This window comes from Paenibacillus sp. 2TAB23 (genome assembly GCF_052115165.1).
GTDB lineage: Bacteria > Bacillota > Bacilli > Paenibacillales > Paenibacillaceae > Pristimantibacillus.
On record NZ_JBFRGD010000008.1, the window covers coordinates 111,971 to 138,464 of the forward strand.

Consider the following 26,494-nt stretch of genomic DNA (forward strand, 5'->3'; position numbering starts at 1 on the left):
CAGTTATGAACCGTGACAACCAAATTTCGACAATATTTTCATTCCATAATACCATCGTTGATAGAAACACTGCTGCTTTATAAAGAAAACTTTAACTTTCGTAGGTAGACTAGACTACGAAGCCAGCAACCGTTGTTCCACCGGGTCGTCGAAGAAAGAAGCGGAGAAGGAGGACGACACGACGAAACGGTTTTACCTTCCTATGACCCAGACACGCAAAAAAGAGACTTGCAAGAGTTTGGTGAACTCATGCAAAGCCTCTAAGCAGAAACCATCAAGGGCATTGCTGACTACTTCGTGGTTGACATTCTAAGTGTGGCTGGAATTCTGAAGCCCGGTGAAGCGCAACAATGATAAGACCACATTCAGGATATTTATTCGATTCAACATCGTCATGGCCATTCTGGACAACGATCAGCCTTAACAACTAATTTCAGTTAAAAATAGTTTTTATATACTTTGAACTAAGACCGATGGCTTTTAGTTCTTCTTTCATTTCAATTGCATGTTCAATTTTCTTGTTAGGAACGTACAAAGCCACGCCGTTGCGATTTTTATAGCCTGCTGAATTTCTCACTTCGAAGGCAAGTGCTTGAGCTGCAGCAGTAATTTTTGATGATTTGCCCATTATATCTATTAGATCATATTGATCAAATACCCCTTCGTTTTTGCCTAATAGCTCTGAGTTGTTTGCAAGGTCTGTTAGTGAGAAATCAAATTGTGCATTTTCTATTGCATTAACCAATGATTCAGCCTGAGAAAGCTTCATCATTGACATTGTTGTTTGCATATTAGCTTCAATTCCCGAATGAAGGGTAAAGGAATCTAAAATTAAACGCCCTACTCTTTCAGTGCTAATTTGTGGGTTTCGCTCCATCGCACCTATCCATGTGGTATAAAACAATCCTGCTGCGGGGGTTGAATCTTCAGAAGCTATGAGATATTTGCCATGGTTTCTAAGGGCATAGGCCGTTTCAAGTGTGCCCATAAGACATGCATCAAAGACGATTAAGTCGAAATACATATCTGATGCATCGATTGCCTTCGAAAGCTCCGAAACCTTCATCGTTTTTCGTTCGTTTAGCTCGTCTGCACCAAACCCACCCATTGTACCATACCCATGGTCCCATAAAATCAGTATATAACGCTCACTTGGTGCAACGGTTTTACCCAAACAAGAAAATCCCTTAGTGTTTTAGGGTCTGATGCGGCGGTTTGGATGCGGCTTTCGTGCTTTTTAAGTTGTCCATTGTCAACTTCAAAGCGTTCTGATGCTCCATTAGTCATATATTTGTTGTGATATTTGAGCGTTCCACCTGTTTGAATCAGGATTTTCGTATTTTGGGTTGGCTGACCACGAAAAATTTCCTCCAAGTCATCTGTTAGCCTACCTTGCTGTGATTCAAGGTCAGAACCAACTGCATATATTAAAATCGTCGATGAATCAAATTTTTTATCCTGCTCCCAAAGTGACCTTGCCTCGTTTAAACCTTGCGTTGTGAAAACATCTTTTTCGCGAAGAGTTTCACCTCGTGTTGCAATTTGGTTTTTGGGTCTTGTGTTTAAAACATAGCTGCTTATTTTTGCAAGAGTTCCTCGATTGAATTCGACTTCTTTTGTAAGGTCTATTCCTAATACCATTGAAGCGAAAGAAACCGCGGTTTCATAGGTAAAGTCGCCCTTAGTTTCTGAATATCCCAAAACCCTTAAAACCATTGAACAATATTGGTTTAGAGAAGTGGGTCGGTTGCCTCCAAAACTATATTCATTAATTCCGTTAACTACACCTTTTGTATATGCATATGACACGTAGGGACTTTCCCAACCCGTATCATTAAATGGATTTTTGTAGGTATTTTTCTTAATCTCTTCTTCCTTCCCCCACAGACGAAGCATCATCACAAGGGCTTCTGCTCTGGTAGGCACCCTCAAAAGTTCATATCCATTCCCCGTTCCACTGAACAGTCCCAAGCGGTTAAGCCCTTCTGCATAGCTTGAGCTTTGTGCCGCTGCTGTTGGAGTTGTTGCAAGAAGCAAGATTAGAAAAATGATTAAACTTCGGATATTTTTCATCAAATTCCGACCTTTCCATTTGAAAATTCCCTTCTTATATGTAAAAAATAAAAAGGGATATCGATAATATTCTAGCCGATTCCCAAGCGATTGACCTTATAACTTTGAACTCCCTCAAGTGGTTCCCATTCTAAAGTAGCTGTAGTACCCGGTACATAATTCTCATATTTGCTCCTACATTAGCTGCTTTATCCTATCATGGCGGATTAGCCCCTATGTGAAAGTTAAAGAAATCTTTAAGTTCGCACTTGCAACTCACTTCTGGCAACCGCGAAAAGAGCCTGATCTCCAGAAGATCAGACTCTTACAAGCTTGACTGACTGCAATACTTTCGGCGATCTGACTTGGAATACGGATGCCTAATCTATTTCCCCGCTTTTAAAAACATTTGTCCCCCCATCAGGCGGTGTAAGAAAAAAATCTCAGTCTACTTTCTTTACAGAGGTCCAAAATTCGCATCATTGGGATTGTTTCTTTTGATACCAGACGAATTACCTCCGAAGATAAGTTGTAACTCTACGATTCACGTTTTTGGTTTTCTAAGTCAAACCACGATCAACCAGCATATAGCCAGTCCCTCGGGCTGTAATAATTCTCTCAGGATTAACGGGATCTGCCTCGATTTTTTTACGTAAATTACTGATATGTACCGCCACTGTTCTCGTATCCTCTAAACTCTCTATTCCCCAGATGAGCTGGAATAACGCATCAACAGTGACGGCACGATTGACGTTTTGTGCCATGTAGGATAGCAGGCTGAACTCTTTCTTCGATAAGTAGACGGATTTACTCCCCATGCTGATGGTCTGCGCATAGTAATCCAGCGTCAAACTCGGCAACTCTAGCAGTTTTTCCCTTCTGCCCGTCGATACTCGGCGAAGATGAGCCTTTATCTTGGCCATGAGTACTCCCGGACTGAACGGCTTGGTTACATAATCGTCGCCGCCATAGGTTAATGCGCTGATTTTGATCCCGTTCTCCTCATGGCTGCTTAGAAATACGATCGGCGCATTTGTATAGCTGCGCGCGTCCTTGTACCAATCTATGCCGTTATCATTAGCCAGCATCACATCCAGTACAATCAAATCCGGCTCGAACGATGCAAGCAGCTTCATAGCAGCTTCCACGTTATGACTGCATGCGGTTATGAAGCCCTCCCGCTCACAATACACCTGAACAATCTCGCATATATGGGGATCATCATCGACAATCATAATTTTTTGTGTGTCAATCCTAATGTCACCTTCCTTCTTCTCAATCGACAGGATGTTGGCATTTAACACCTATCTTAGCATGGAAGATCGGACTAGTTATGAAATGTAAAGGAATCTTTAAGATTTTGCTTTATGCACATCATTACATTTCGTTTTGGAATACTTTCCAGTGTCAGGGGGACTTATATGAAAAGACGTATGTTAAGTTTGTTACTAGCGTTGCTGATCAGCCTGCTCTCCCTGCTATCTTGCAGCTTTAGCGGATTCTAACTATTCATTTACACGCCTACAGAAACATGACCGTGCACGACAAAAGTATGGTCGGGCGCTAAAGGTCTATAGTGAAATCACAAAAAAAATTATTCAAATTTAACCAAATACTTGATGAACTACACATCGCTTAATAAAAAAGACTACTCACAAAGTTCAAATTGAACTCGTGAGTAGCCTATTTTTTAATCATGTGATCAAAATTACATCATGCCGCCCATACCGCCCATGCCGCCCATATCTGGCATGCCGCCGCCAGCACCCTTAGGCTCTGGTTTGTCAGCAACAACCGCTTCAGTTGTCAGGAACATAGCTGCAACGGAAGCTGCGTTTTGAAGCGCGGAACGTGTTACTTTAGCAGGGTCAACGATACCAGCTTCGAACATGTTTACCCATGTGCCGGTAGCTGCGTTGTAGCCTACGCCGATTTTTTCGTTTTTCAGACGCTCAACGATAACGGAGCCTTCTTGGCCTGCGTTAGCTGCGATTGTGCGAAGCGGCTCTTCAAGTGAACGAAGAACGATGTTTACGCCTGTTTGCTCGTCGCCTTCTGCTTTAACAGCAGCAACAGCATTGTATACGTTAATGAGGGCAGTACCGCCGCCCGATACGATACCTTCTTCAACCGCTGCACGAGTGGAGTTAAGGGCATCTTCGATGCGGAGCTTGCGCTCTTTCAATTCTGTCTCTGTAGCTGCGCCAACTTTGATTACTGCAACGCCGCCAGACAATTTTGCAAGACGCTCTTGAAGCTTCTCACGGTCAAAGTCGGAAGTTGTTTCTTCCAGTTGAGCGCGGATTTGGTTCACGCGAGCAACGATGTCAGCGGAGTTGCCGCTGCCGTCAACGATGATTGTTGTTTCTTTTGTGATACGGATTTGACGAGCGGAACCTAGGGATTCCACGCCAGTTGATTTCAGCTCAAGGCCTAGCTCTTCCGTAATCACTTGACCGCCTGTAAGAGCAGCGATATCTTGAAGCATTGCTTTGCGACGGTCGCCGAAGCCTGGAGCTTTAACAGCCACGCAAGTGAATGTTCCACGAAGTTTGTTCACGACTAGAGTCGCTTGCGCTTCGCCTTCTACGTCTTCAGCAATAATTAGCAATTGCTTGCCGGATTGAACGACTTTCTCAAGAACCGGAAGGATCTCTTGAATGCTCGTAATCTTTTTGTCAGTGATAAGGATGTATGGGTTGTCAAGGATGGCTTCCATTTTGTCCGTGTCAGTAATCATGTATGGTGATACATAACCACGGTCGAATTGCATACCTTCTACAACTTCAAGCTCTGTAACGAAGCCTTTCGACTCTTCTACAGTGATAACGCCGTCGTTGCCGACTTTTTCCATAGCTTCTGCAATCAATTGGCCCACTTCATCATCAGCAGATGAGATCGATGCCACTTGTGCGATCGATTGTTTGCCTTCGATTGGTTTGGAGATCGCTTTAAGCTCTTCAACAGCAGCTTTAACGGCTTTCTCGATACCTTTGCGGATAACCATTGGGTTAGCGCCTGCAGTAACGTTTTTCAAGCCTTCGCGAATCATCGCTTGAGCAAGAACAGTAGCGGTAGTTGTACCGTCACCAGCAACGTCGTTTGTTTTTGTTGCTACTTCTTTAACAAGCTGAGCGCCCATGTTTTCAAAAGCGTCCTCAAGCTCGATTTCTTTCGCAATGGATACACCATCGTTCGTGATAAGCGGGCTTCCGAATTTTTTCTCAAGTACAACGTTACGGCCTTTTGGACCTAGTGTAACTTTAACCGCATTTGCAAGAGCGTCAACTCCGCGCAGCATTGCGCGACGAGCGTCTTCGCTAAATTTAATTTCCTTAGCCATGAACAGAAACCTCCCAAAATAGTTTAAGTAAGATGCTTTTACGTGTCTTGCCTTCTATGTGACCCTTGTCGGGCTGCTATTCAAAAATCGCGTGAATTTCGCTTTCTTTCATAATCAAATACTCTTTGCCTTCGTATTTGATTTCAGTGCCTGCATATTTGGAGAAAAGAACGCGGTCGCCTTCTTTCACTTCCAAAGCAATACGAACGCCATCTTTTAGCGTACCGCTGCCTACTGCGATAACTTTGCCTTCTTGTGGCTTTTCTTTCGCCGAATCCGGCAATACGATACCGCTAGCGGTTGTTTCTTCCTTCGCGATTGCTTCGATCAATACGCGTTCACCCAAAGGTCTGATCATTGAAAATAGCCTCCTTCAAAATTTGTCGCTGCTTTTATTCTCGTTAGCACTCGAAACCTTCAAGTGCTAACAACTATTTTTATCATACTCATTTTCGTTCCCAATTTCAAGTGCTTGGTCTTAATTTTCCGTTTATTTACACTGAAGCTTAAGAAGTCTCTTCCAATCGATCCCGTATTACCGTTTTCAGCATAAAGAGGATGCCGACTAGCAGCACCCTCTTCCTTCGTCCAAACGATTTATTTCTTCAATCTACGATTGCGAATGAGAATAAGCGTTACCCCTGCCAAAATAATCACAACGGAAATGACCGATGAAGTGATCCAGCCTTTTGAGCTGGATTTGCCAGACTCGGTTTCTCCCGCTACTTCTGCACTAGCCAGTTGTGTGTCCCCCTCAACGGATGCGGTTTCCACTTTCGCACCCCCAGTATCCTCCGAAGCAAGCTCGCCTTCCGCTACAGGAGCTTCAGACACCTCTACAGCTTCCGCAGCTAGCTCGGTAGATTCTGGCGAAGGCTCTGGAGACGCAGCTGCGGTTGTGGTTGCAGTTGCAATAGCAACTGCAGCTGCCGGCTCTTCAGATGCAATAACAGCAACCGGCTCCTCTGTGCCGTTGCCCGCCGCCGCAGTTGGCGAAGCACTATCCTTTGCCGGTTGTTCCGCAGCGGCTGCAGTCGCTGCGGGCTCAGTTGTCGCCGGCTTTGGTGTCGGTGTTGCCGTTGCTTTGGGCACCGTAGTCGCCGGCTTTGGTGTCGGCGCTGCCGTTGTTTTGAGCACCGTGGTCGCCTTTGGCGCATCGGTCGGCTTTTTAGTAGCTGCAGGCGTCTCATCCTTAACGACCGCTGGCTTGCTAATCAGCTTCATGCTGCCCGCATCGAAATCGAAGCGAATCGTGTAATCATGGTCATAATCGATATCCGGCACCGTAACGTGAATTTTGGATAGCATAGTCGCAGAGAGATCTTCTACGCTGAACTGCGTCAGCCGCGTATCATCTGCTTTGTTGCTGCTAATCATCTTGGCCTCGGAATATCCACCGCTGCTGTTAGGTGTTTTGAATTCCGTGACCCATTTGCTGTGGTTGATTTGAATCTGAATCGTCAGCTTTCCTTTATCGACAATTACCTTGGCAGGTTTCTCCCAATAGTCATTGGCCATCGAAGCCGATTCATCCTCCGCTTTCTTAATGACATAATCGATGCTGTATGTACCGTCTGCATATTCTGCTGCACTTACGGCAGGTATCGCGAACAATACGACAAAACAAACACAAAAACTGATTAATAATGACAATTTACGCATATTTATTCCGCCTTTCTTCTATAATAAGCATCAAAATGTGCTCATTATGATTAAATGCTCACCGGTATCATATACAGCCCTGTAAGCTTATCCTGTTTCAGTATCACATCAACGCCATACGTGGCTTTCACGATCTCCTCGGTAATCACGCTCTCCGGCGTACCCTCTTTGACGATTTCACCGGCCTTCATCACAATAATCGTATCGCTGTATCGAATAGCTTGGTTGATATCATGCAGCACCATGACGATGGTCAGTCCGTAGGTTTCGTTAAGCGTTCGAACGAGCTGGAGAATCTCGATCTGATAATAAATATCCAAAAAAGTGGTTGGCTCATCCAAAAACAATATTTCTGTTTTTTGCGCTAATGCCATAGCAATCCATACGCGCTGCCGCTCTCCGCCTGACAACTGGTCCAGCTTCAGAGAACGTTTATCCTGCAGATTGGTACAAGCCAGCGCCCATTCCACTGCCTTCTCGTCCTCTTCCTCCGTCTGCCCGAATAAGCTGCGATGCGGAAGTCTGCCAAAGCTCGTCAGCTTCTCAACGGTCAAATCAGAAGGAGCCTCGTTCTGCTGATGGACAACTGCCAGCCGCTTTGCCAAATCCTTCGGTTTCGTTAAGCTGAGCGCTTTGCCATCCAGTACAATCTCGCCTGCTTGCGGCTTATAGTTTTGAGACATCACGCCAAGCAGCGTAGACTTTCCACAACCGTTGGGACCGATAATGGTCGTCACCTTGCCCGGTGCGATATTGCTGCTAATCCGTTTCAATTGGTCGGTTTTCTTATCATAGGAAAACGTAATTTCTTTAATTTCCATGGACGCGATCACTCTTTCTAAGCATGAATATAAGGAATGGACCGCCGATCACCGTCATAATAATCGAAGCCGGAATTTCCGTGGGAGCTAGCAGCGTCCGTCCTAATGTATCAGCCGTCAATATGAGCAGCGCTCCTCCGAGTGCCGAAAACGGAATAAGCACCTTATGGTCGGAGCCTACCAATAGGCGAGCGATATGCGGTACAAGCAGGCCGACGAATGCAATCAACCCGCCTACCGCCGTTGCAACGGAAGCCAGCAGCACAGCGACAACGGATATAAGCAGCCGCGCTCTTGTAACGCGCAGGCCTAGATTTTTAGCCGTCTTATCCTGCAGACTCAGCATGTTGCACCATGAGCTCAGCAGCAGGGAAAGCAGTAACCCGACTATTCCGTATATCGCGATGATGTTTACATCCTGCCACGTCTTCATCGTAAAAATAGACGAGATTGCTTGGTTGACGCTAGTTACCGCATAGCTCCCTCTGTAGTTAAACGATTGGCCAAGCCCGGTGAACGTCGCATTGATAGCAATTCCGACTAAAATCAGTCTTAACGGGCTTAGCCCTGATTTCCAAGAGAGCGCATAAACCAGGTAACAAGCAAACGCTCCCCCGATAAAAGAAAACAACGGCATCCAAAAAAACAATCCCGGAAAAATCGTTACAATCAGCAGCGAAACCAGACCCGCTCCTGAGGAAATGCCGATGACGCCTGCATCCGCCAGCGGGTTACGCATAACGGCCTGCAGCAGCACGCCTGAAACAGCGAGCGCCGCTCCCGTCAACATGGAAACGATAATGCGCGGGAATCTCAAATCTTTGATAACCTCAACCTGCTCATTCGTGCCCGATAGCAGTCCTTGGAACAGCTCCAAAGCGCCTACCTTGATGCTTCCTGTCATTGCCGAAATAATGACTGCCGTTGCAAGCAGCACGGCAATGATGATAAAGCTTGCGATTTTCCTAATCATAGCCAACTTCCTTCATCTCTTGATCCTCGCAGTCGCGGAATAGCTGCCTCGCTGCCGCTTAGGGATACAGCATTTCCATCAAGGCATCAATGGCATCAACTGCGAACAGGTTGCCTGTCGTTCCGAACAAAGCCTCTTCCAAGTCATAGACACGGTCGTTCTGGACGGCTTTGAAATGCTTCCAAATATCGTTTTTTTGGAACTCCTTGTCGAACATCTTCACCACTTCTTCCGGCATACCGTGCGCTGCCCGCAAAATAACGTCCGGATTCGATTGATGCAAGTATTCGGTATTGGAAGCCAAATATTCGACATCCTCGCCTTGTGCGATATTGACTCCGCCTGCGAGGCGAACAAGATCGCCGATATATGATTTCTCGGTTGCAACAAGATAACTTCCAGGAACGCCTAGCAGAATAAGAACGCTCGGCTTCTCCTTATTGGCGGTCGCATCTTGAATCTCCGCCACTTTCTCGTCAAACTTAGTTACAATGGCTTTCGCCTGCTCTTGTTTGCCGTAGGTATCGCCTAGCTCGGTCAACGCTTTATTCATGCTCTCCACGCTAGTCAAGTTCAAGAAACTTGCTTCTATGCCGGCAGCTTCGAAGACGGGTTTGAGGTCATACTCCAGCGTAGTCACCGATAATACCTCCGTAGGCTTTAATGACTTGACTAGCTCCATATCCGGACTCATCGGATTTCCCACACGCGTTACGTCATCGTATCGGGCAGGCAGCACCTTTGCGCTGGTAGGCACTCCTATGAGATCTACCTCGAGCGCATCCAGCATTTGAGTTATCGCAACTGTCGTAGAGATGACGCGCTGCTCTGGTTTAGCAGCAGCCGACGGCTCAGCTGCCTTTGCATTCATCTCATTTTCGGTAGCTGCACTGCCAACATTCGAACAGCCAGCAGCTACGATCACAATGAATAATAGCAGCATTCTGCTCCATGCTTTGTCGATCAAGTTGAAGCGCTCCTCTCTCTTTCTCTCATGAATAGCATGACGAGGACACCGGCTCTCCGGCATCCTCGTCGTTGTTCTGTGTTGAACGTTTTTCGTATGGTTATTTGTCCGCTAGGAGCTTCATCACAAGAGTTAGCGCCTCCGCATGGGTTGCATTCTCTGCTGGATCGCACTTATTGCCGGCTTGGCCTTGGATAAATCCATGCTCGACGACTTCTCCAACTAATACTTCTATGTGTGTTTGGAATAGATATCCGATAGCTCAAAGTTAATGATTATCATTCTCATTATACAAGTAAAAAAAATAACCTGTCTGTTAAAACTTCCTCGACGATTTGTATGTACTAGCCCAGCCCGGCTTACCGCCTAGTCCATGAAGTACATATAAAAAGCCCCCTCCACCACTTCTCTATATTTTCTTATAAACCCGCACCTCTTCCAAAAATATTCAACACTGTAAACTCGTAATAGATAATACGTTAAGATTTCAGTACTCGTCAACCGTTATTAAATTTTCGAATAGTGCGCCATACCAAGCTTTAATTATGCTATTCTGTATGGAAATTATAAACAAATTCTGCGGCGAAAACATATTGACAGCGATAGCAACTTTCACTATTGTATAAGTGATATTGATAATCACTATCATTTATTCCCCAGCTTGGAGGTTCACATGAAGAAAGGTTTGCTTATTTGCTGTGCTGCTTTTGTATTGTCACTAACTGCCTGCAGCGCTCGGGCTGGAGGCTCCGACCAGACTGCTAACCAGCAGCAATCGCTCATTCAAATTAAGGATTTTGCTAATCGCAACATCGCTTTTGATGAGGTCCCTCAGCATATCGTAGCGCTGAGCAACGGTGAAACCGACATTATTTATGCGCTTGGCGGAACCCTCGTCGGAAGGCCTACCTCTACGACTCCCCTTGCTGCGAAAGAAGCAGAGGACGTAGAGCAGATCGGATCCGCACATGAGGTTGATCTAGAGAAAATTACGCTTCTCCGCGCAGACGTCGTACTTGGCAACAATCCGATGAATACGAAAGATGTTCCGATTCTAGAAGGCGTTGGCTCCAAAGTTATTTTGACCAGTGCGAATTCGATTGACGAGATCAAGAAACAAATTGAGCTTTTTGGTCAGCTTCTCCAAAAGGAGCAGCGAGCAAATGAGCTTATTAAGCAAATAGACGAGAAGATCAAGCAGTACGAAGCCAGCTCATATACTCCGAAGCCGCGTGCACTGCTCGTTTATGGAGCTCCAGGTACGTTCATGGCTGCTTTGCCCAATTCATTAAGCGGCAATATATTGGAGCTCGCTGGAGGAACGAATATTGCTTCGGACTATCCAGGCTTACAAAGCTATCCGCAGTATGCGCAGCTCAATTCAGAGAGAATCGTCGAAGCGAACCCTCAGCTTATTCTCATCATGACCCACGGAGACCCCGAAGAGGTGAAGAAAAGCTTCCTGAAGGAAATGCAGACCAATCCTGCATGGAGCAGCCTAGAGGCCGTCAAGCAAAATAAAGTAGAGGTGCTGCCCTCCGATCTGTTCGGCTCAAACCCTGGCACAAGAGTCATGGAGTCGCTCGAGCTATTGCATGGGAAACTAGAGGCACTGCAGCAATGAGAGGATCAAGATGAGTAGACAAATCCGCGCAAGAAGAAGAACAATTGCCTTAATTACAGCCCCTATCCTACTGCTGTTAAGCGTATTTTACGGCTTATCCTTCGGTTCCGTGTCGATTTCACTCAGAGAAATCTGGATAATCTTCACGACTGATTCGCAATCCGCCTATGACACCATCATTATGAACCTGCGGCTCCCCCGCGTGCTTGTCGGCCTGCTCACAGGCGCTTGCCTTGCCGCAGCCGGCGCCATACTGCAAGGAGTTATGCGCAATCCGCTTGCCGACCCCGGCATTATCGGAGTTTCGGCGGGAGGCGGCCTAGCTGCCGTCATCACGATGGTTTTACTGCCTCAGCTGAGCTATTTGCTGCCAGCGGCTGCTTTTATCGGTGCTTTTGCCACGTCCATCGTCATCTACTTTATTTCTTGGGATAAAGGCACCTCCCCCGTCAAAATCGTGCTGGCAGGCGTTGCCGTCAACGCGCTGCTCGGGGCGGTCATGAACGGCATTATGGTCGTCTACAGCGACCGGATTCAAGCGGTTCTGCCTTGGCTGTCCGGGGGCTTGAACGGTCGAAGCTGGCATCATCTTTCCTTTATGGCGCCATATGCGCTGATTGGTCTCGGATTAACCATTGTTGCCATTAAGCCCGCTAACCTGCTGCTGCTAGGAGATGATTCTGCTAAGCTGCTCGGCCAGAAAGTAGAGCTGCAGCGGTTGCTGTTAATTCTCCTCTCCTCTCTGCTTGCAGGCGCCGCAGTCAGCGCAGCAGGCTTAATCGGCTTCGTTGGGCTAGTCGTCCCTCATGCCGTCAGGCTTATCATTGGCGAGGACTACCGCTTCCTGCTCCCCGTTTCCATCCTTGGAGGAGCAGCGCTGGTCGTATTTGCCGATACGATAGCCCGAACCTGGTTTGATCCGATCGAGCTTCCCGTTGGCATTTTGCTTGCCTGTGTCGGCGCACCGTTCTTTCTATATTTATTAAGGAAAAGGAGTAATTGGAGATGACAAACGCCCCTTCAGCGATTGATTTGGAGAAAATAGAGCATGAAATGGGAATGTTTCAGCTCTTCGATGTGACTGCCTCCGTTCCCGAAGGTAAAATGACAGCGATAATCGGGCCTAATGGCTCCGGCAAATCGACTCTTCTAAAAATCGTCGCCAAGCTGCTGAAAGCGGACAAAGGAGACGTCAGCGTACAAGGAAAAGCAGCTGGCATCTATTCCAGAGCAGACTACGCTAGAACCATTTCGATGCTTCCCCAAGCGAAAGAAATGCTGCCGGAGCTTACCGTTCGCGAGCTTATCGCATACGGCAGATCGCCTCATAAAGGCATGTTCAAGCAGAGACTGACCGATGAGGATAACCAAATCATTGATTGGGCGATGAAAACGATGAGCATACGGCGGCATGATGACCGAATGTTCCACACGTTGTCGGGAGGCGAGCAGCAAAAAGCACGGATTGCAATGGCGCTTGCCCAGAAAACCAGCATCATTTTACTCGATGAGCCTACGACCTTCCTCGATATTTCACATCAGCTCGAAGTGATGGGCATGCTGCGAAAAATCAATCAAGAGCAGGGTATCACGATTGTCATGGTTCTTCATGACTTGCAGCAAGCAGCAGCCTTTTGCGATCACCTTATCGCCATGAAGGACGGAGAAATTATTTCAACCGGCAAACCGCAGGAGGTCATTACATCCCGCTTTTTGAGGCAAGTGTACGAAATCGAAGCAAAAGTAAGCTTTGAGCACAATTATCCAATCATTATACCGATACCTAAAAATTACGAGGAGGATGCAACAATGATTATTGTAACGAACATTTCGCAGATTACGAAAGGAAACGGTGACAAGCTGATCGAGCGGTTTGACCGGATTGGCAAGGTAGAGGGCATGGAGGGCTTCCTAGGTCTTGAAGTTCTGCTCACGCAGAACACGAAGGAATATGATGAGGTATCGGTTGTTACCCGTTGGAACTCCAAGGATGATTTCCAGGCTTGGACGAAAAGCGAGGCATTCCGTGAGTCGCATACGCATCGCAAGACGCCTGACTATATTATTTCCAATAAAATCACTTTCCAAGAGGTGAAGGTCAAGCGCAATCCGCTGCCCCCTGTTCAACAGGAGTTAGCCAAGGAAGCATAGATACAGCTGAAGCAGCATCTTTCATTTCTAAAGAACTATCTCTACATTTATTTTAGGGAATTGCGGTTCCCGCTTTTTACGCAATATTGAGCTAAAAAGAACCTTCAGCTCCACTTCTAGTGAACGGTGACCCACAAGAGGCCGCTTTTTTCAAAGTGTCCTTCTTGCGGGTCACAGCTCAGAGTGGTTGTCGAAGGTTTTTTAGCATTTAATAGGATTAGCCGACTCGGGCTTCTCCTTTTCAGATAGCCACTTTATGCGTTATTTCAATGCCGTGTCGATTGGAAACGCTAGTCCAGACCATGCCTTCTTCGAGGTCCATGCCTCCTCTGCTCCGCTCCAGAACACATGCTCCGGCGGCAAACCCAAAGGGAGAAATACCTCTGCGCACAAATAAAGGCTGCCTGTCGAGATATAACGCTCGCCGATGTCCCGTTGATGACCGCAGAAGCCGATCGTCAGCCAGCCGTCCGACGTGAAATTACCCGGCATCTCGAGCGTGCGCTTGATGGCTGCCGACAAGGCGCTTCTCACCTGCGCTGCGCTGACGCTCTTCGGCAAATCTTCAAGCAGCGCGCTTTGGGCTAAGCTTTGAAATGCTCCGAAGCGGTAAGCCAGCGATCGCCCAATCGGCGGATACGCGCCATCAGGCCCGATCAGCCGCTCCAGCACCTCCGCATATCGCCGCGCTCTGTCAGCCACTGCCTTACGCATCGCTCCCCATTCCTCATGCTGCCCGCCTGCTGCTGCAAGCACGTCGAGCAGCATGGGCTGAATGACGAAGCTATTGTAGTAATCCCAATGAAAATCAGGTCCATCGCCGTATGCGCCGTCACCCAAGTACCACTGTTCATGCTGCTTCAGCGCATAATCGATCCGCATCGGGTCCCAGTCGGCCTCGCCCAGCTTGAGCAGGGCTGCCTCGGTCGTTGCCGCAAAGAGCAGCCAGTTTGAGAAAACCGGCTTTCTTGTTCGCGTTTGCTTAAGCGCAGCTGCGAGATTCTCCTTTACCCGAGGCTCCAGCTTTTCCCCCAGCTCTATTGGCGCGCGCAGAACGGCTTGTGCCAGAAAGGCTGCATCGACGATAGGCTGGTAGCCTTCGCTGAAATTCATATAATCCGGTGACGCCTGATCGGTAGCTGCATCGATTGCTTCGCGCGCAAGCGCGGCATACTGTATGCGTGCCTCATCTTCTGCTCCGAGAAGCTTGCCGTTCTCCAGCCATGGAGCCATTCCGGACAGCAGCCTGCCAAGCGCCTCCAAATGCGTATATTTGGCGCGGTCCGCCTTAAGCTCAGCTGCAGCCAGCGTCCGTTCCGCTTCTGTCTCCCCTGAGACGTCCGCGAATTCGATCGGCATCTTCTCTTTTAAACGACGCTCCGCCAGCGCCTCCAGAACCGGATTGCTTATGAGAAGCATCTGCTCCAGCCAATACTGTCGGTCAGAAAGATTACTGTAAACAGGCAAGTCTTTATCCATTTTCATGATGCCTCCTACCAGAATGTTACCGAGTTTCCTCGTAGTCTCGCTAATCCTTCAACAAAGAAATAATCGCCGTAAATAAGCGGTACATCAATATTTCTCCGCTCAGGATAATGGCTCGTTCCATGCAGAATCAAGCCCTCTTCCGCTTCATTGTCCCATGCCCCGTAATTCTCGTACAGAGACCGCAGAATGCGCTCCCCCGCAGCCTGATAAAGCCCAGCCTCTTCGCTCGGCACCGCCCGCGCGATTTCGAGCAGACCGCAAGCCGCGCACGCGCCAGCCGAACTATCCCGGTAACGCTCGACTCCCGTTGGCAATCGGAAATCCCAGTACGGGATAGAATCCTCCGGCAAATTGGCAAGGAAGAAATGCGCAACCCGCTTCGCGGCCTCCAGATACTTGAGCTCGCCGGTGTAGCGGTAGCTTAATGCCATTCCGTAGATCGCCCAAGCTGCACCGCGCGACCAAGCCGAATTCGGAGCAAACCCTTGCCCGCCGTTCACACTCTCGAACTCACCCGTCAGCGGATGGAAGACGACGATATGATTGACGGAGCCATCCGTACGAATGAAATGCTCGAGTACCGTATCCGCATGCTCCATCGCCAAATGCTTGAATCGCGGATCGTTCGTCGTCTCGCTCGCGAAGTAAAGCAGCGGCAAATTCATCATGCAATCGATAATAGCCCAGCCCTCGTTGCGATCCCCTTCGCCCCATGGGTTCCATGCGCGAATATAATTTCCTTTTACGTTAAAACGGCCGCTAAGCACGCTCGCCGCAAGCAGCGCGCGCTTGCGGGACTGCTCGTCGCCCAGCAGCTTATAGCGCGCAACGCTCGTAAGCGACCACATAAAGCCGATATCATGATCGAGCTTGTCGAAACCAAAGAGCACATCATCAAGCTGCTGCTCGCAAGCCTCTGCTATCTCTTTATAGCGCTCATCATTCGATTCCGAGTCACGGTACAACAGCCATAGCAGACCTGGCCAAAATCCGGCTGTCCACCAGTGCGGAGCCTCAAGCACGTAAGTCCCCTCAATACTCGCGTGGGGGAACCTTGCCCCAATTCGCGTACTTGTTCTCGCAACTTTTTCATGCACCTTTCCCCATGCTTCCGTAGTCCAACTGCTCGTTTCCATCTTTGTTCGCGCTCCTCGCCTCTTATCGTTTGTTATGAGTCAAATTGAAAAGTAAAAGCAGCAATAAAGGGAACCTCAGATGTAGCAGATGCTTCAAAATCAATCGTATACCAATACCGCTCGCTGCCATAATGGTCGATGTCGCTTCTGGCCGTAACGAGTGGGCTCCAAAGCTGATGATCATAAATTATACGGAGCCGGCGAATTCCGTTTAATAATAGCTCGCCAGCCTTCGTTAGCTCTGGAGCAAGGTACGAAATAAAACGTTCTGTTATTGGGAAGTTGTGAAGGGCTTTGTCTCCCTCTCCTGATAAGAATGAAAACCGATCAATAAGCGACAAACAAGGCAGCTCTTCTTTTTGCCAATGGAAACGACGCCCTAAACGCTCCAGCTGCGATAATCCATATGCTCCGCTAATCTCAAGCTCTAATAGGTCCTCTCTCACTGCTGAATCCGCTTCCACAACCTTAGCTCGAAATGGCTGGCCAGCCTGCTGATGCGAGCCGTTGACAATCGGAACCGAATGTCCTTGAGAGCCATTGCACCATATGTCATAACGCCCCTTGCCGAAATAGTCTGCCGTATACTTGCCGCTGCCCAAATCCGCCAAATAAGCTTGTCCGTCCGCATGAAGGAGAAAATGGCCCACGTCATTATGGTTATGCGGCTCCGCATTATGACCGCCCTTAGCCGCGAAGCTGTAGCTCCCTCCATTCGTGCTTACATGCCTGGACAATAACCACGCCACATCGGGTAAATAATACGATTCGGATTGCCAAAGCGTCTTATTGCCATTGGAGACGAGCCACTCTTCCTTCGCCCATATCAGGTTTCGGATAGCAGGTGCCCAGCGGCCGCAGTGATCGGATGAATAGGTTGCCCGCAAGCTCGCATCCGGCACAATAACCTCATGATACTCCTTGTGCAAGCAGCAGCTAAGTCCCAAAAATATACCGCTTTCATTAGGAGCATCAGAAAAATTGACGACTGCATTGCCGCTTGTGAAGCTTTTCTGCTGGAAAAGCGCAATCTCCTTGACCTTTCTTGAGTCAAACAAATCTATTCGGTGATCGGTCGCCTCTTTAAGCAGCTGGGCAAAATAAACAAAGTAACCAAACCCGTATTGCCAATAGGAATAGCCTTCCGCGCAAGCGCCGTCCTCGCCGAAGCCGTCCAAATAATAGTCAAGCGAACGAAGCACCCGCTCCAGCAGCTCAGACAGCCTGCTCATATCGTTCATGAGATGGAGCGCAGCTGCCCCGATTGAGCCTGCGCAAACCGCGGACCAATTGTGTTCAGCCGTCTCCCACCCATATGGGCCTTGCTCCAAAAATGGACGGAATATACGGTTCTCAATCTCCGCCTCTATCCGTTCGCGCAGCAAACGCGGCAACCGTTCGCCAAGCAGAAGCAGCACCTCGCTTAAGGCAAACCCCGTTTCCGCCGCAAACAGATCAATATCCGGCTGCTCCGCCCGTTCATTGAAATGTGCAGGAAGGCACCACGTAAATTCGTTGCAAATGGACCAAATCGTGTCCAGCGCCGCAGTCTCGTACTTTTTACTGTTTGGTTCTTGCAGCGCCATGATGACGAAAGCATTCAATCTTTTCCGTCTTTCGAAATATACCTTCTCATAGGCTAAGCGTTCTCCCGTATCTCGGAAAATACGGAATAGAGCGAACGTCAACTCAGGATCCGGCGCCAGCAAGCGATTGTCGGCATCCGCCCGAATCTCTTCAACCAGCCTTTCTTGAGCTGCAGCTTCCCATGGCCAATTTGAATCATTCTCCCCTAGCAGCAGGGCAATTCCCCTCTTCCTGCCTTGCTCCAGCGTCTTGGCAATTTGTTCGCGTTTCATCCGTCCGTCTTCACTCCTGACTATTTACCATAAGTGCTGACAACTCTATTCTTTGTTCCGATTAACCGGCTGCTCCCTTTAAATCCGCTATTCCTGACACTCGTTTTCGCGGGGAGTACTGCTCGCAAACCCGGATTCTGCTCTTTTTATGTACCTCATTAATTTTAACCCTTCCATGCGCGACATGCCAATATCAGCAAATAAAAATTTCGGCATAACCCATTTAAACGTTTACTGCAAATGACCCTTATCCGTTATCACCTCGCAGAAGTTTCTTTTCTTTTGATTTTTTGGGTATAACGCAAAAACACCGCACCGCGATTGCTCGCAGTACGGTATTCGTTGGGCTCTTCTATTCTTCTTTATAATGGATGCCGCCGAAAATAAATGCCGTCAAATCTTCAATAACTTCAGCCATAGGCGGATTTTTTTCCTCTACGAGAAAAGTCCAATATTCCGTATGGCGATGAAAGAGAAGCGTACCGACAATGGACAGCAAAGTCGTATCCAAGGAGCGGAATTGGAACAACTTCTGCTCCTCGCCTTCCTTGAGCCATTGACGGAGCAGCATCCACATCGGCATGACATGTTTGCGGATTTTTTGAATGCGATCCGTATTCATTATGATTTCCTGTTGAATAATATTGATAAGCTGGCGATCGCTATAGCGAAATTTAGTTACCTCGGCGATAAGAAGCTTTATCCCTTCAACGGGGCTTAAAGCAGGATCGATCCCCGCTATATCTTCATTTGGGAAAAAATACTCGAATAAAGCGCCAAACATATTTTCTTTCCCGCCGAAATGATACGAGACAAGCGCGACGTTAGCACCCGCCTCTTCGCATATTTGCCGAACGGTCGTTTTTTCGAAGCCTTGCTCAGCAAACAGCTTTTTGGATGCTAACAAAATTCTGATCTTAATATCCGCGTCTCCAGTAGTCATAACGGTCCTCCATAGAAACAATATCTTTTATTGTGTACGATTTGCTGACGTTCTGCAACAATGAACTCTGATGATTATTTGTGACTGGCGATTGCTGCCTTAGGCTGATGCTGGAGAACAGCTTTTCGCTTGACGGCGACAGCAAGCGTACTGATTGCAATGGCTGCAGCTGCAACCATGCTTAGCGCAAGGGCATCCCCCGTAGCCGCAGGTCCTCCGAACAAAATGTTCATGGTTCCTTCTACTGCATACGTGGCCGGCAGAATGTCGCCTAGCTTGATGTAAAAGTCCGATAACAATTCACGCGGAACGATTGCTCCCGAAGTAACGAGCTGCGCCGACAATAAGATGATATTGAAGAGCATACCGCTTAAGCCAAACAAGTAAATAAACATTTGTGAAACGAATATAAAGGTTAGTACAAACAGCAGCTGGAACATCCAAATGTGCAGGAAGCCTTGGTCCATTTGGGCACCGAATGCTGCGAGCAACGAAGAGCCTACGAGTGAGATAATAACGGCTGCGGCAACATTTATGATGCTTCTCGCAGCATAACGGTTCCACTTGCTTACGCTTCCCCCTAATGCCATTGCAGACTGCTCGAAATTCATGCCCATAATCATCGCTCCGACATAAGAAGCGAGCACCAGCATCATCGGAACCATCTGGTTGTTCATGCCTTTAATAACGTTCGTTGATTGAATATCCGACGTTACACGCTCTGACAGCCCTTGAGCCGCTGCGCCTGCCTGTTCAGCAGGAAGCTGCATGTTTCCTAGCACCGTCTGAATGCCGCCGGCTATCGCCTGCTTATTGACTTCCGTTGTAATTTGCGCTGCTGCGCCGCTCATAATGCTTTTGATAAGAGCCGGGTTAGACTCATTGATGATGTATTGAATCGAAGCCGTACCATCTGCCGCGGTTGCTTTCTGAGAGAAATCCGCTGGGATCCATACGACCATTTGAAGCTCACGCTCATCGAGCATTTGCTTTGCTTCATCTATGCTCGCAATTTCATTCATATTGAAGGGTAATCGTTGTACAAGGCTGCTTGCCACTTGCGTACCCATTTGTTGATCTTCGTTCACGACCGCAATATGAAGCTGGTCAATACGATCCGTAACCCCATTATAGCCTGTCATCCAAATGACAGAAAAAATAACCTGAAACATAATCGCTGTAATCATACCCACCCATGTGGTTGGGCGCTTCATAAAAGCCTGCAACGCGTTTTTCATACTGATTCACTCCTGTTTTCTCTATTTAAACAAACGTTTCAAACAATTGTTTTAAACAACTGTTTAAATCATAATGGCTATCCAAGTTTTTGTCAATAAAAAAGAAGAAGAGGAAATTCCTCTTCTTCTTCTCTTCTTCTTCTCTTCTTCTTCTCACTCTGTCTTCTCCCGCTTACGCATTATTCAACGATTCGCCGTACTCCGCTTCCCACTTCGCGTCTCTAGCCAATTGCTTTTTGTGTACCGTACCTGATAAAAACACGCTGACTTCATACAAAATGATTAACGGAATCGCGACTAAAATATCCGATATGAAATCCGGCGGAGTAATCATGACACCAATTAACACCATTATGAAATAGGCGAGCCGTCTCATCTTGCGAAGCCGCTTTGGATTTACCAACCGAATAGCGGTTAAAAACATAATGACGAGCGGTAGCTCGAATAAAAGAGATATCGGAATAAGCAAATTAAACATGAACGTGAAATATTGCGCGATGCCGTAGGTTTCTTCCAGATTGAGATGCTGCGAGACCGTCCTCGTGAAATTAAAGGCGAGTGGAAACACGACATAATAGGAAAAAGCCAATCCGATGAGAAACATCACCAGTGCGAAGGGAACATATTTCAGCGTAGATCGCTGCTCATGCTTGCGCAGAGCTGGCTTTACGAATGCCCAGAGCTGAAAGGCAATCATAGGCAGCGCAATAATCAGCGCAATGACGAAAGCGAACTTCATATACATGCCGATCCCGTCCCACAGCGAAAACGTATGTAGAGATATCGTATTGGCCGGCTTCTGGCTCATAAGGAAGTTGTAGGCTGGCTGTGCGAGAATGAGCCCGACAACCAAACCAATCGTTAGGATGATAAGGACATAAACGATGCGTTTGCGGAGCTCCCCAAGATGCTCGAGCAGCGGCATCAGCCCCTCCTCTCGAATGAGCGCTTTACGAGAAGCAGGCTCCGATTTGTTTTTTTCTTCCGACCCCACCTTGCATTTCCCTCCTTTGCCTAGCTTTGACCGCCTTTTATTCAATAAAAAAGCGGGCCCGATTAATCCGGCAGCCGCTTATTGTCTTTCTCACTATTGTCCGAGCGACTCACTTCGACACGGCTCGATTCTTTGTCCTTGCGGTCATCGTCATCCATCATTTCTCTTGCACCGGATTTGAATTCGCGCAGCGTACGTCCGAATGCGCGTCCAAGCTCAGGCAGCTTGTTCGGTCCAAACAGAAGCAAAGCAACCAGCACAAGCAGTATAATTCCCGTAGCACCTATTCCTGACATCATATTAACCTCCTTGAAGCTTTACGAATGAAGCATGCTTCGTAAGCCTAATCTAACAATTGTTCAAACCGCCGTAACCCATACTCACTATATCTTCTCGTACAATAACATCGCCTGCAAGAATGCGCGGCAGGAGCACGTCAAAGGACGTATATGGATCATGCATCACACAGCCTGGCAATCCCAATATCGGTACGCTGTTTATGTATCCCATAAGCAGCATGGAGCCTGGAAGCATTGGCGTTCCATAGCTTACGATATGTGCGCCTGCGGCTTTAATCGCGCCAGGCGTTCGATCATCGGGATCGACCGACATTCCGCCCGTCACTAGTATCATATCATACCCTTGCTCGAGCAAATAGTGTATTTCCTTGACAATTGTTTGTCGATCATCGGGAGAAAACCGTTGCTCCGCTACCTCTGATCCCAGCTCTTCAAGCTTGTTTTTGACCGCTGGCCCGAACTTATCGGTAATTCTGCCATTAAATACTTCCCCGCCGGTTGTCAGCAAACCGACTCGGAACTTCCGGAAGGGACGTACCTGAAGCGGGGCCGCTCCGCCATTTGCTTGACGGTATTCAGCAGCAAGCCTCTCCACGGTCTCGACTTTCGTTTTGGGCACAACAAGAGGTATAGCCCTAGTAGCAGCAAGCGGCTTACCGGGCTTGACTACGGTTTTGGATTTGATCGTAGCTAGCGCAATTTCACCTAAATCATTGATTTGGTCAACAAGCTCCTTATCAATCTCAGCTAGCCCCAACAGCTCTGATTTGATGCTTACTTTGCCCTCGTGAGGCTCAGACAATAATAGATGGTCTCCGTACAATGCCTTTGCCATTCTTATAGCGGCGTCATCCTCATGCAGGTCGTCTGCCCCAAGCTCCATAATGTAGATATGCTCTTTCCCGATATCGAGCAGCTTGGGTATATCCGCTTCGGTCACGATATGGCCTCTATTGAACAAACGTCCTTTGAATTCGCCAGGAATAATTCGCGTCAAATCATGAGCCAAGCGCAAGCCGATTGCATCATAAACCGACACCTCTTTTAGAATAGTCGATCCATGCTGCTCGATCTCGATCTCTGCCTTCACATCTGCCTTCACATTTTCTCGGCTCATACGCTATGCTCTCCTATTTGACCCGATAAAATATGGAGTGCATGCGGCAATTGATCCATTATTGCCATTAAGCTCTCGTGTACACCTTTTGGACTTCCTGGCAAGTTAATGATAAGCGAGCTGCCTCTGATTCCGCATACGCCACGGGAGAGCATCGCCCTTCTCGTTTTCTGAAGAGCCCCCATCCTCATCGCCTCGGCTAGTCCAGGAACAGCACGATCGATCACCTTTAGCGTTGCTTCCGGCGTTACGTCACGCATGGCAAGACCTGTCCCGCCTGTCGTCAATACAAGATCCGCATGGAAATATTCCGTCATTTCAATTATGGCAGCCATAATCTCATCCTGCTCATCCGGAACGATCCGATAGTCGATAATTTCCCCGCCCAGCTCCTCCTCGACTAACTCGCGGATAACCTGTGCACTCGTATCCTCGCGTTCCCCCCGTGAGCCCTTATCGCTTGCCGTTAATATTGCTACTTTCCACCGCATTTACATTCCTCCCATTCCTTATTTGCTCATGGGCTTTACGAGATTTGATAATCGCCGCTTTTTCCGCCTGTTTTTGAAACAAGCTGAGTGGGACCAATTACCATATCCTTTTGGAGCGCCTTACACATGTCGTATACGGTCAACGCTGCGGCTGAGACGGCTGTCAGAGCTTCCATTTCAACGCCTGTTTTTCCGGTCGTCTTCACTGTACCTTCTATATAAAGCTCATCCGTTCCATTATCGCTGAATACCACATTGATGCCTGTGAGCGGAAGAGGATGACACATAGGAATCCAATCGGATGTTTTTTTTGCCGCCATGATCGCAGCTACCTGCGCAACCGCCAGTACATCGCCTTTTCCGATTTTGCCAGCCTTGATTTGCGCTAACGTTTCCGGATTCATCGTTACCTTCGTTTGAGCAACTGCCGTACGTGAAGTAACTTCCTTCTCCGTGATGTCTACCATCCGTGCGCGACCCTGCTCGTTAAAATGCGTCAGACCCACTTTTATTGCTCCTTCTAGCGTCAACGAAAGATATGCTTCCTATGAGCAATTGCCTTCGATATCGTCGCTTACTTTATTTAATTAAAGCATATAAACGCTGTTCTCCGTTATAATGCCATTCATTCTCAAATCATGTGGTTCGAGCGGCACTTCGTCTGTTAGCTGCTCCTCAAAGGCCATGCCGAGCCAAAGCGTTTCTTCATGTTCCTGCTTGTCGCTTCGGATGGCTTCAGCGAATCGATCGTAATAGCCTCCGCCATACCCAAGCCGGCCTCCGTTCCTGTCGAACGCTAAGCCAGGCACAAATACAATGGCCGGCATCGCATCTTGAACCTTTGCTGCTTTAAGAGGGTCAGGCTCCATAATCCCGTATGCCCCAGCCTTCAGTTCATCTCTGCCGCGCAATTCATACAAGGTCATCGAACGATCCGAAGCTTCACATTTGGGTACGATAACAGTTCGTCCCGTTCGCCAGCCCCATTCCATCAATGCAGAAAGATCAAGCTCGCTTCGAAAAGCAACATAAATCATAAACGCAGCAGCACCCCTGCTTTCAACCAGCTCCTGCGCTTTCGCACAAGCAGCCTTCGACCATAGGTTCCTTTGCTCCGAGGTTATGCTGTTTCGTTTAAACGTCATTTGATTCCGCATATAAGCCTTATTTCCCGGCAAATTTGTTTCGCTCAAAACACTCACCTATTCTAGTTCCCAGCTTTTTCTTTCATTAAAGTTAGTTTACCACTGTTATGCAACTTTCGCCAATGCCAGAGCTCGTTTATGGTACACTATGGAGTAGTAAAAGCATTCGTTCTTTACAATTTTTTGTTGGAGGTTTCAAAATGCTGCTGCAGGTTTCTAATATCACAAAAAGCTACGGCGTGAATGTCGTATTATCCAATATTTCAATGCAGGTGCAAGAGCGGGAACGCATTGGACTCGTAGGCGTCAATGGCGCTGGAAAATCAACTTTGCTAAAGATCATCGCCGGTGAAATGTCTGCTGATTCAGGAGCTGTTCACAAAGCAAAAGAAACCAAAATCGGTTATCTGGCCCAAAACAGCGGCTTGCAATCCAATCGTACCATTGAAGCAGAGATGCGGGCCGTATTTTCCCATTTGCTTGAAGCTGAGCAGGAGCTGCGCGAGCTTGAAATCAAAATAGCAGATCCTGCGCTTCATGAGGATGAGAAGCGATATGCAAGCACGCTTGACCGATATGCCAAACGCTCGGATGAGTTCCGAGAACAAGGCGGCTTCGAAATCAATACGCGTATAAACAGCGTCCTGCACGGAATGGGGTTCGGAACCTTTCCGGCAGATACGCTCATTTCGACGCTTAGCGGCGGGCAAAAGACAAGGCTTGCCCTTGCGCGAATTTTGCTGCAAGCACCGGATTTGCTCATGCTAGACGAGCCTACCAACTATCTCGACATTGAGACATTAACCTGGCTAGAGTCTTATTTGCGCGGTTATTCGGGCGCTATTCTTGTCGTTTCCCATGACCGTTATTTTCTTGATGCGCTCGCCCAAACGATTATTGAAATCGAGCGTCATATTTCGAAGCGCTATACGGGTAATTATAGTCGGTATATGGAGCTTAAGGCTGCCGAGTATGAGATCAACATGCGGCAATTCGAGAAGCAGCAGGATGAAATCTCCCGCATGGAGCAATTCGTCCAGCGCAACATCGTTCGAGCTTCGACAACAAAGCGCGCGCAGAGCAGACGCAAAGCACTCGACAAAATGGATCGTTTGGACAAACCACAGGGCGATTTGAAGAAAGCGCATTTCATGTTCGAGATTGAGCGGCCTACTGGGAAAGACGTACTCGGGGTAAACGATGTTTCCGTAACTTTCCCCGAGAAAGAAACGCCGATATTTCGAAATGTGTCCTTCCAGCTTACCAGAGGTGAAACGGTTGCCCTAATAGGCCCTAACGGTATCGGGAAATCGACGCTGCTCAAGGTCATTGTCGGACAAAATGCGCCAACAACAGGCACCATCAAGTTCGGCACGCATGTCAAGGTTGGCTATTATGACCAAGAACAGACGAGACTGAATGGGCGAAACACCGTTCTGGAAGAGGTTTGGGGCGAGTATTCCCATATGGAAGAAGCTCGTATTCGCACGGTGCTCGGCAACTTTCTGTTTAGTGGCGAAGATGTCCTGAAACGCATCTCTTCCCTCAGCGGCGGAGAAAAAGCGCGTGTTTCCTTGGCGAAGCTCATGCTGGCTCAAGCAAATCTGTTAATTCTCGATGAACCAACGAACCATTTGGATCTTTTCAGCAAAGAGGTGCTTGAAGCTGCTTTGCTGGATTATGAAGGTACGCTGCTGTTCATATCGCATGACCGCTACTTTCTTAACAAAATGGCAGAACGCATTGTCGAACTTAAACCGTCAGGAACCGATCATTTCCTAGGAAATTATGACGAAATGATAGAGAAAAAAATTGAAATCGAGGAAGCTCGCCTTGAAGCTTTGTCAAAACAGGCTGCGAGCTCGAAATCTGCCACCGTATCCGACAATGTCCCAGCAAACTCGTACGAAGCTGACAAACAAGCAAAACGGGAAGAAAGGGCAAAGCAGCGCAAGCTTGAGCAATTAGAGCAAGATATCGCTGCCTTAGAGCAGCAAATTACTGAATTGGAAGAGCAGCTCGCCGATCCTTCCATTTTTAATGATTATGTACGTATACAAGAGATCCAAGCCGTTATCGAAGCTCGAAAATCCTCATTAGCTTCTGCATACGAGAATTGGGAACAGTATATGTAATCACCATTCATATGCTAGGAAGGACGGTCAAACCTTGGCAATCGTATCCTGGCATT

The 26,494-nt window shown here is 47.8% G+C and carries 24 protein-coding genes; 4 read left to right on the plus strand and 20 right to left on the minus strand.

Annotated elements, in window-relative coordinates:
- Positions 1 to 433 precede the first annotated feature (433 nt).
- From AB4Z29_RS13735 to isdE, 9 genes are all read right to left on the minus strand, one after another.
- Positions 434 to 1,174, minus strand: coding sequence for a clostripain-related cysteine peptidase (locus AB4Z29_RS13735; RefSeq protein WP_441943616.1), 741 nt, complete (start codon positions 1,172 to 1,174; stop codon positions 434 to 436).
- Positions 1,135 to 2,073 (minus strand): S-layer homology domain-containing protein, encoded by a 939-nt coding sequence (locus AB4Z29_RS13740; protein ID WP_441943617.1) that lies wholly within the window; start codon positions 2,071 to 2,073, stop codon positions 1,135 to 1,137. Before AB4Z29_RS13740 ends, AB4Z29_RS13735 begins: the two co-directional genes overlap by 40 nt.
- A gap of 539 nt (positions 2,074 to 2,612) precedes the next feature.
- The gene (locus AB4Z29_RS13745) at positions 2,613 to 3,356 is read right to left on the minus strand and encodes a response regulator transcription factor (protein WP_441943618.1); all 744 of its coding nucleotides are present in this window, start codon (positions 3,354 to 3,356) and stop codon (positions 2,613 to 2,615) included.
- Between the two features lie 404 nt (positions 3,357 to 3,760).
- Positions 3,761 to 5,395 (minus strand): chaperonin GroEL, encoded by a 1,635-nt coding sequence (gene groL / locus AB4Z29_RS13750; protein WP_139992719.1) that lies wholly within the window; start codon positions 5,393 to 5,395, stop codon positions 3,761 to 3,763.
- 76 nt (positions 5,396 to 5,471) lie between these two features.
- The gene (gene groES, locus AB4Z29_RS13755) at positions 5,472 to 5,753 is read right to left on the minus strand and encodes a co-chaperone GroES (RefSeq protein WP_054026679.1); all 282 of its coding nucleotides are present in this window, start codon (positions 5,751 to 5,753) and stop codon (positions 5,472 to 5,474) included.
- Between the two features lie 239 nt (positions 5,754 to 5,992).
- Positions 5,993 to 7,057 carry a heme uptake protein IsdC gene (gene isdC / locus AB4Z29_RS13760; protein ID WP_441943619.1) on the minus strand — a complete coding sequence of 355 codons (1,065 nt, stop codon included), beginning with the start codon at positions 7,055 to 7,057 and terminating at the stop codon, positions 5,993 to 5,995.
- Positions 7,058 to 7,107: 50 nt separating this feature from the next.
- Positions 7,108 to 7,878: an ABC transporter ATP-binding protein gene (locus AB4Z29_RS13765; protein ID WP_441943620.1), complete on the minus strand. Its 771-nt coding sequence runs from the start codon at positions 7,876 to 7,878 to the stop codon at positions 7,108 to 7,110.
- Positions 7,868 to 8,851: a FecCD family ABC transporter permease gene (locus AB4Z29_RS13770; protein ID WP_441943621.1), complete on the minus strand. Its 984-nt coding sequence runs from the start codon at positions 8,849 to 8,851 to the stop codon at positions 7,868 to 7,870. Before AB4Z29_RS13770 ends, AB4Z29_RS13765 begins: the two co-directional genes overlap by 11 nt.
- 58 nt (positions 8,852 to 8,909) lie before the next feature.
- Positions 8,910 to 9,815, minus strand: coding sequence for a heme ABC transporter substrate-binding protein IsdE (gene isdE / locus AB4Z29_RS13775; RefSeq protein ID WP_441943736.1), 906 nt, complete (start codon positions 9,813 to 9,815; stop codon positions 8,910 to 8,912).
- Positions 9,816 to 10,491: 676 nt separating this feature from the next.
- Between isdE and AB4Z29_RS13780 the strand changes: the two genes are divergently transcribed.
- From AB4Z29_RS13780 to isdG, 3 genes are read left to right on the plus strand one after another with little or no spacing between them, the layout of a single operon-like run.
- Complete coding sequence (locus AB4Z29_RS13780) at positions 10,492 to 11,442, plus strand: ABC transporter substrate-binding protein (protein WP_441943622.1); 951 nt, start codon at positions 10,492 to 10,494, stop codon at positions 11,440 to 11,442.
- A 10-nt stretch (positions 11,443 to 11,452) separates the two neighbouring features.
- On the plus strand, positions 11,453 to 12,451 hold the full coding sequence (locus AB4Z29_RS13785; RefSeq protein ID WP_441943623.1) for a FecCD family ABC transporter permease: 999 nt from the start codon (positions 11,453 to 11,455) through the stop codon (positions 12,449 to 12,451).
- Positions 12,448 to 13,593, plus strand: a complete 1,146-nt coding sequence (gene isdG, locus AB4Z29_RS13790) for a heme oxygenase (protein WP_441943624.1) — start codon at positions 12,448 to 12,450, stop codon at positions 13,591 to 13,593. Before AB4Z29_RS13785 ends, isdG begins: the two co-directional genes overlap by 4 nt.
- 261 nt (positions 13,594 to 13,854) lie before the next feature.
- Here isdG and AB4Z29_RS13795 read toward each other — a convergent pair whose 3' ends face one another.
- The 11 genes from AB4Z29_RS13795 to AB4Z29_RS13845 form a co-directional block, all read right to left on the minus strand.
- Positions 13,855 to 15,078: a DUF2264 domain-containing protein gene (locus AB4Z29_RS13795; protein ID WP_441943625.1), complete on the minus strand. Its 1,224-nt coding sequence runs from the start codon at positions 15,076 to 15,078 to the stop codon at positions 13,855 to 13,857.
- An 8-nt stretch (positions 15,079 to 15,086) separates the two neighbouring features.
- Entirely contained in the window at positions 15,087 to 16,217 is a 1,131-nt protein-coding gene (locus AB4Z29_RS13800) for a glycoside hydrolase family 88 protein (RefSeq protein WP_441943626.1), read from the minus strand.
- Positions 16,218 to 16,249: 32 nt separating this feature from the next.
- Positions 16,250 to 18,076, minus strand: a complete 1,827-nt coding sequence (locus tag AB4Z29_RS13805) for a hypothetical protein (RefSeq protein WP_441943627.1) — start codon at positions 18,074 to 18,076, stop codon at positions 16,250 to 16,252.
- 352 nt (positions 18,077 to 18,428) lie between these two features.
- Positions 18,429 to 19,019 carry a TetR/AcrR family transcriptional regulator gene (locus AB4Z29_RS13810; RefSeq protein ID WP_441943628.1) on the minus strand — a complete coding sequence of 197 codons (591 nt, stop codon included), beginning with the start codon at positions 19,017 to 19,019 and terminating at the stop codon, positions 18,429 to 18,431.
- A gap of 74 nt (positions 19,020 to 19,093) precedes the next feature.
- Entirely contained in the window at positions 19,094 to 20,257 is a 1,164-nt protein-coding gene (locus AB4Z29_RS13815; protein WP_441943629.1) for a YhgE/Pip domain-containing protein, read from the minus strand.
- A gap of 172 nt (positions 20,258 to 20,429) precedes the next feature.
- Positions 20,430 to 21,182 (minus strand): twin-arginine translocase subunit TatC, encoded by a 753-nt coding sequence (tatC, locus tag AB4Z29_RS13820; RefSeq protein ID WP_441943737.1) that lies wholly within the window; start codon positions 21,180 to 21,182, stop codon positions 20,430 to 20,432.
- A 131-nt stretch (positions 21,183 to 21,313) separates the two neighbouring features.
- On the minus strand, positions 21,314 to 21,547 hold the full coding sequence (gene tatA / locus AB4Z29_RS13825) for a twin-arginine translocase TatA/TatE family subunit (RefSeq protein ID WP_183562381.1): 234 nt from the start codon (positions 21,545 to 21,547) through the stop codon (positions 21,314 to 21,316).
- Positions 21,548 to 21,599: 52 nt separating this feature from the next.
- Positions 21,600 to 22,667 carry a molybdopterin-binding protein gene (locus AB4Z29_RS13830; RefSeq protein WP_441943630.1) on the minus strand — a complete coding sequence of 356 codons (1,068 nt, stop codon included), beginning with the start codon at positions 22,665 to 22,667 and terminating at the stop codon, positions 21,600 to 21,602.
- Positions 22,664 to 23,158, minus strand: coding sequence for a MogA/MoaB family molybdenum cofactor biosynthesis protein (locus AB4Z29_RS13835; RefSeq protein ID WP_441943631.1), 495 nt, complete (start codon positions 23,156 to 23,158; stop codon positions 22,664 to 22,666). The genes AB4Z29_RS13830 and AB4Z29_RS13835 overlap by 4 nt, the downstream gene beginning before the upstream one ends.
- Before the next feature lie 35 nt (positions 23,159 to 23,193).
- Entirely contained in the window at positions 23,194 to 23,664 is a 471-nt protein-coding gene (gene moaC / locus AB4Z29_RS13840; RefSeq protein WP_183562375.1) for a cyclic pyranopterin monophosphate synthase MoaC, read from the minus strand.
- Between the two features lie 81 nt (positions 23,665 to 23,745).
- On the minus strand, positions 23,746 to 24,351 hold the full coding sequence (locus AB4Z29_RS13845) for a 5-formyltetrahydrofolate cyclo-ligase (protein WP_441943632.1): 606 nt from the start codon (positions 24,349 to 24,351) through the stop codon (positions 23,746 to 23,748).
- 152 nt (positions 24,352 to 24,503) lie between these two features.
- On the opposite strand from AB4Z29_RS13845, the gene AB4Z29_RS13850 reads away from it, so the two are divergent.
- Positions 24,504 to 26,438 carry an ABC-F family ATP-binding cassette domain-containing protein gene (locus AB4Z29_RS13850; protein ID WP_441943633.1) on the plus strand — a complete coding sequence of 645 codons (1,935 nt, stop codon included), beginning with the start codon at positions 24,504 to 24,506 and terminating at the stop codon, positions 26,436 to 26,438.
- Positions 26,439 to 26,494 lie beyond the last annotated feature (56 nt).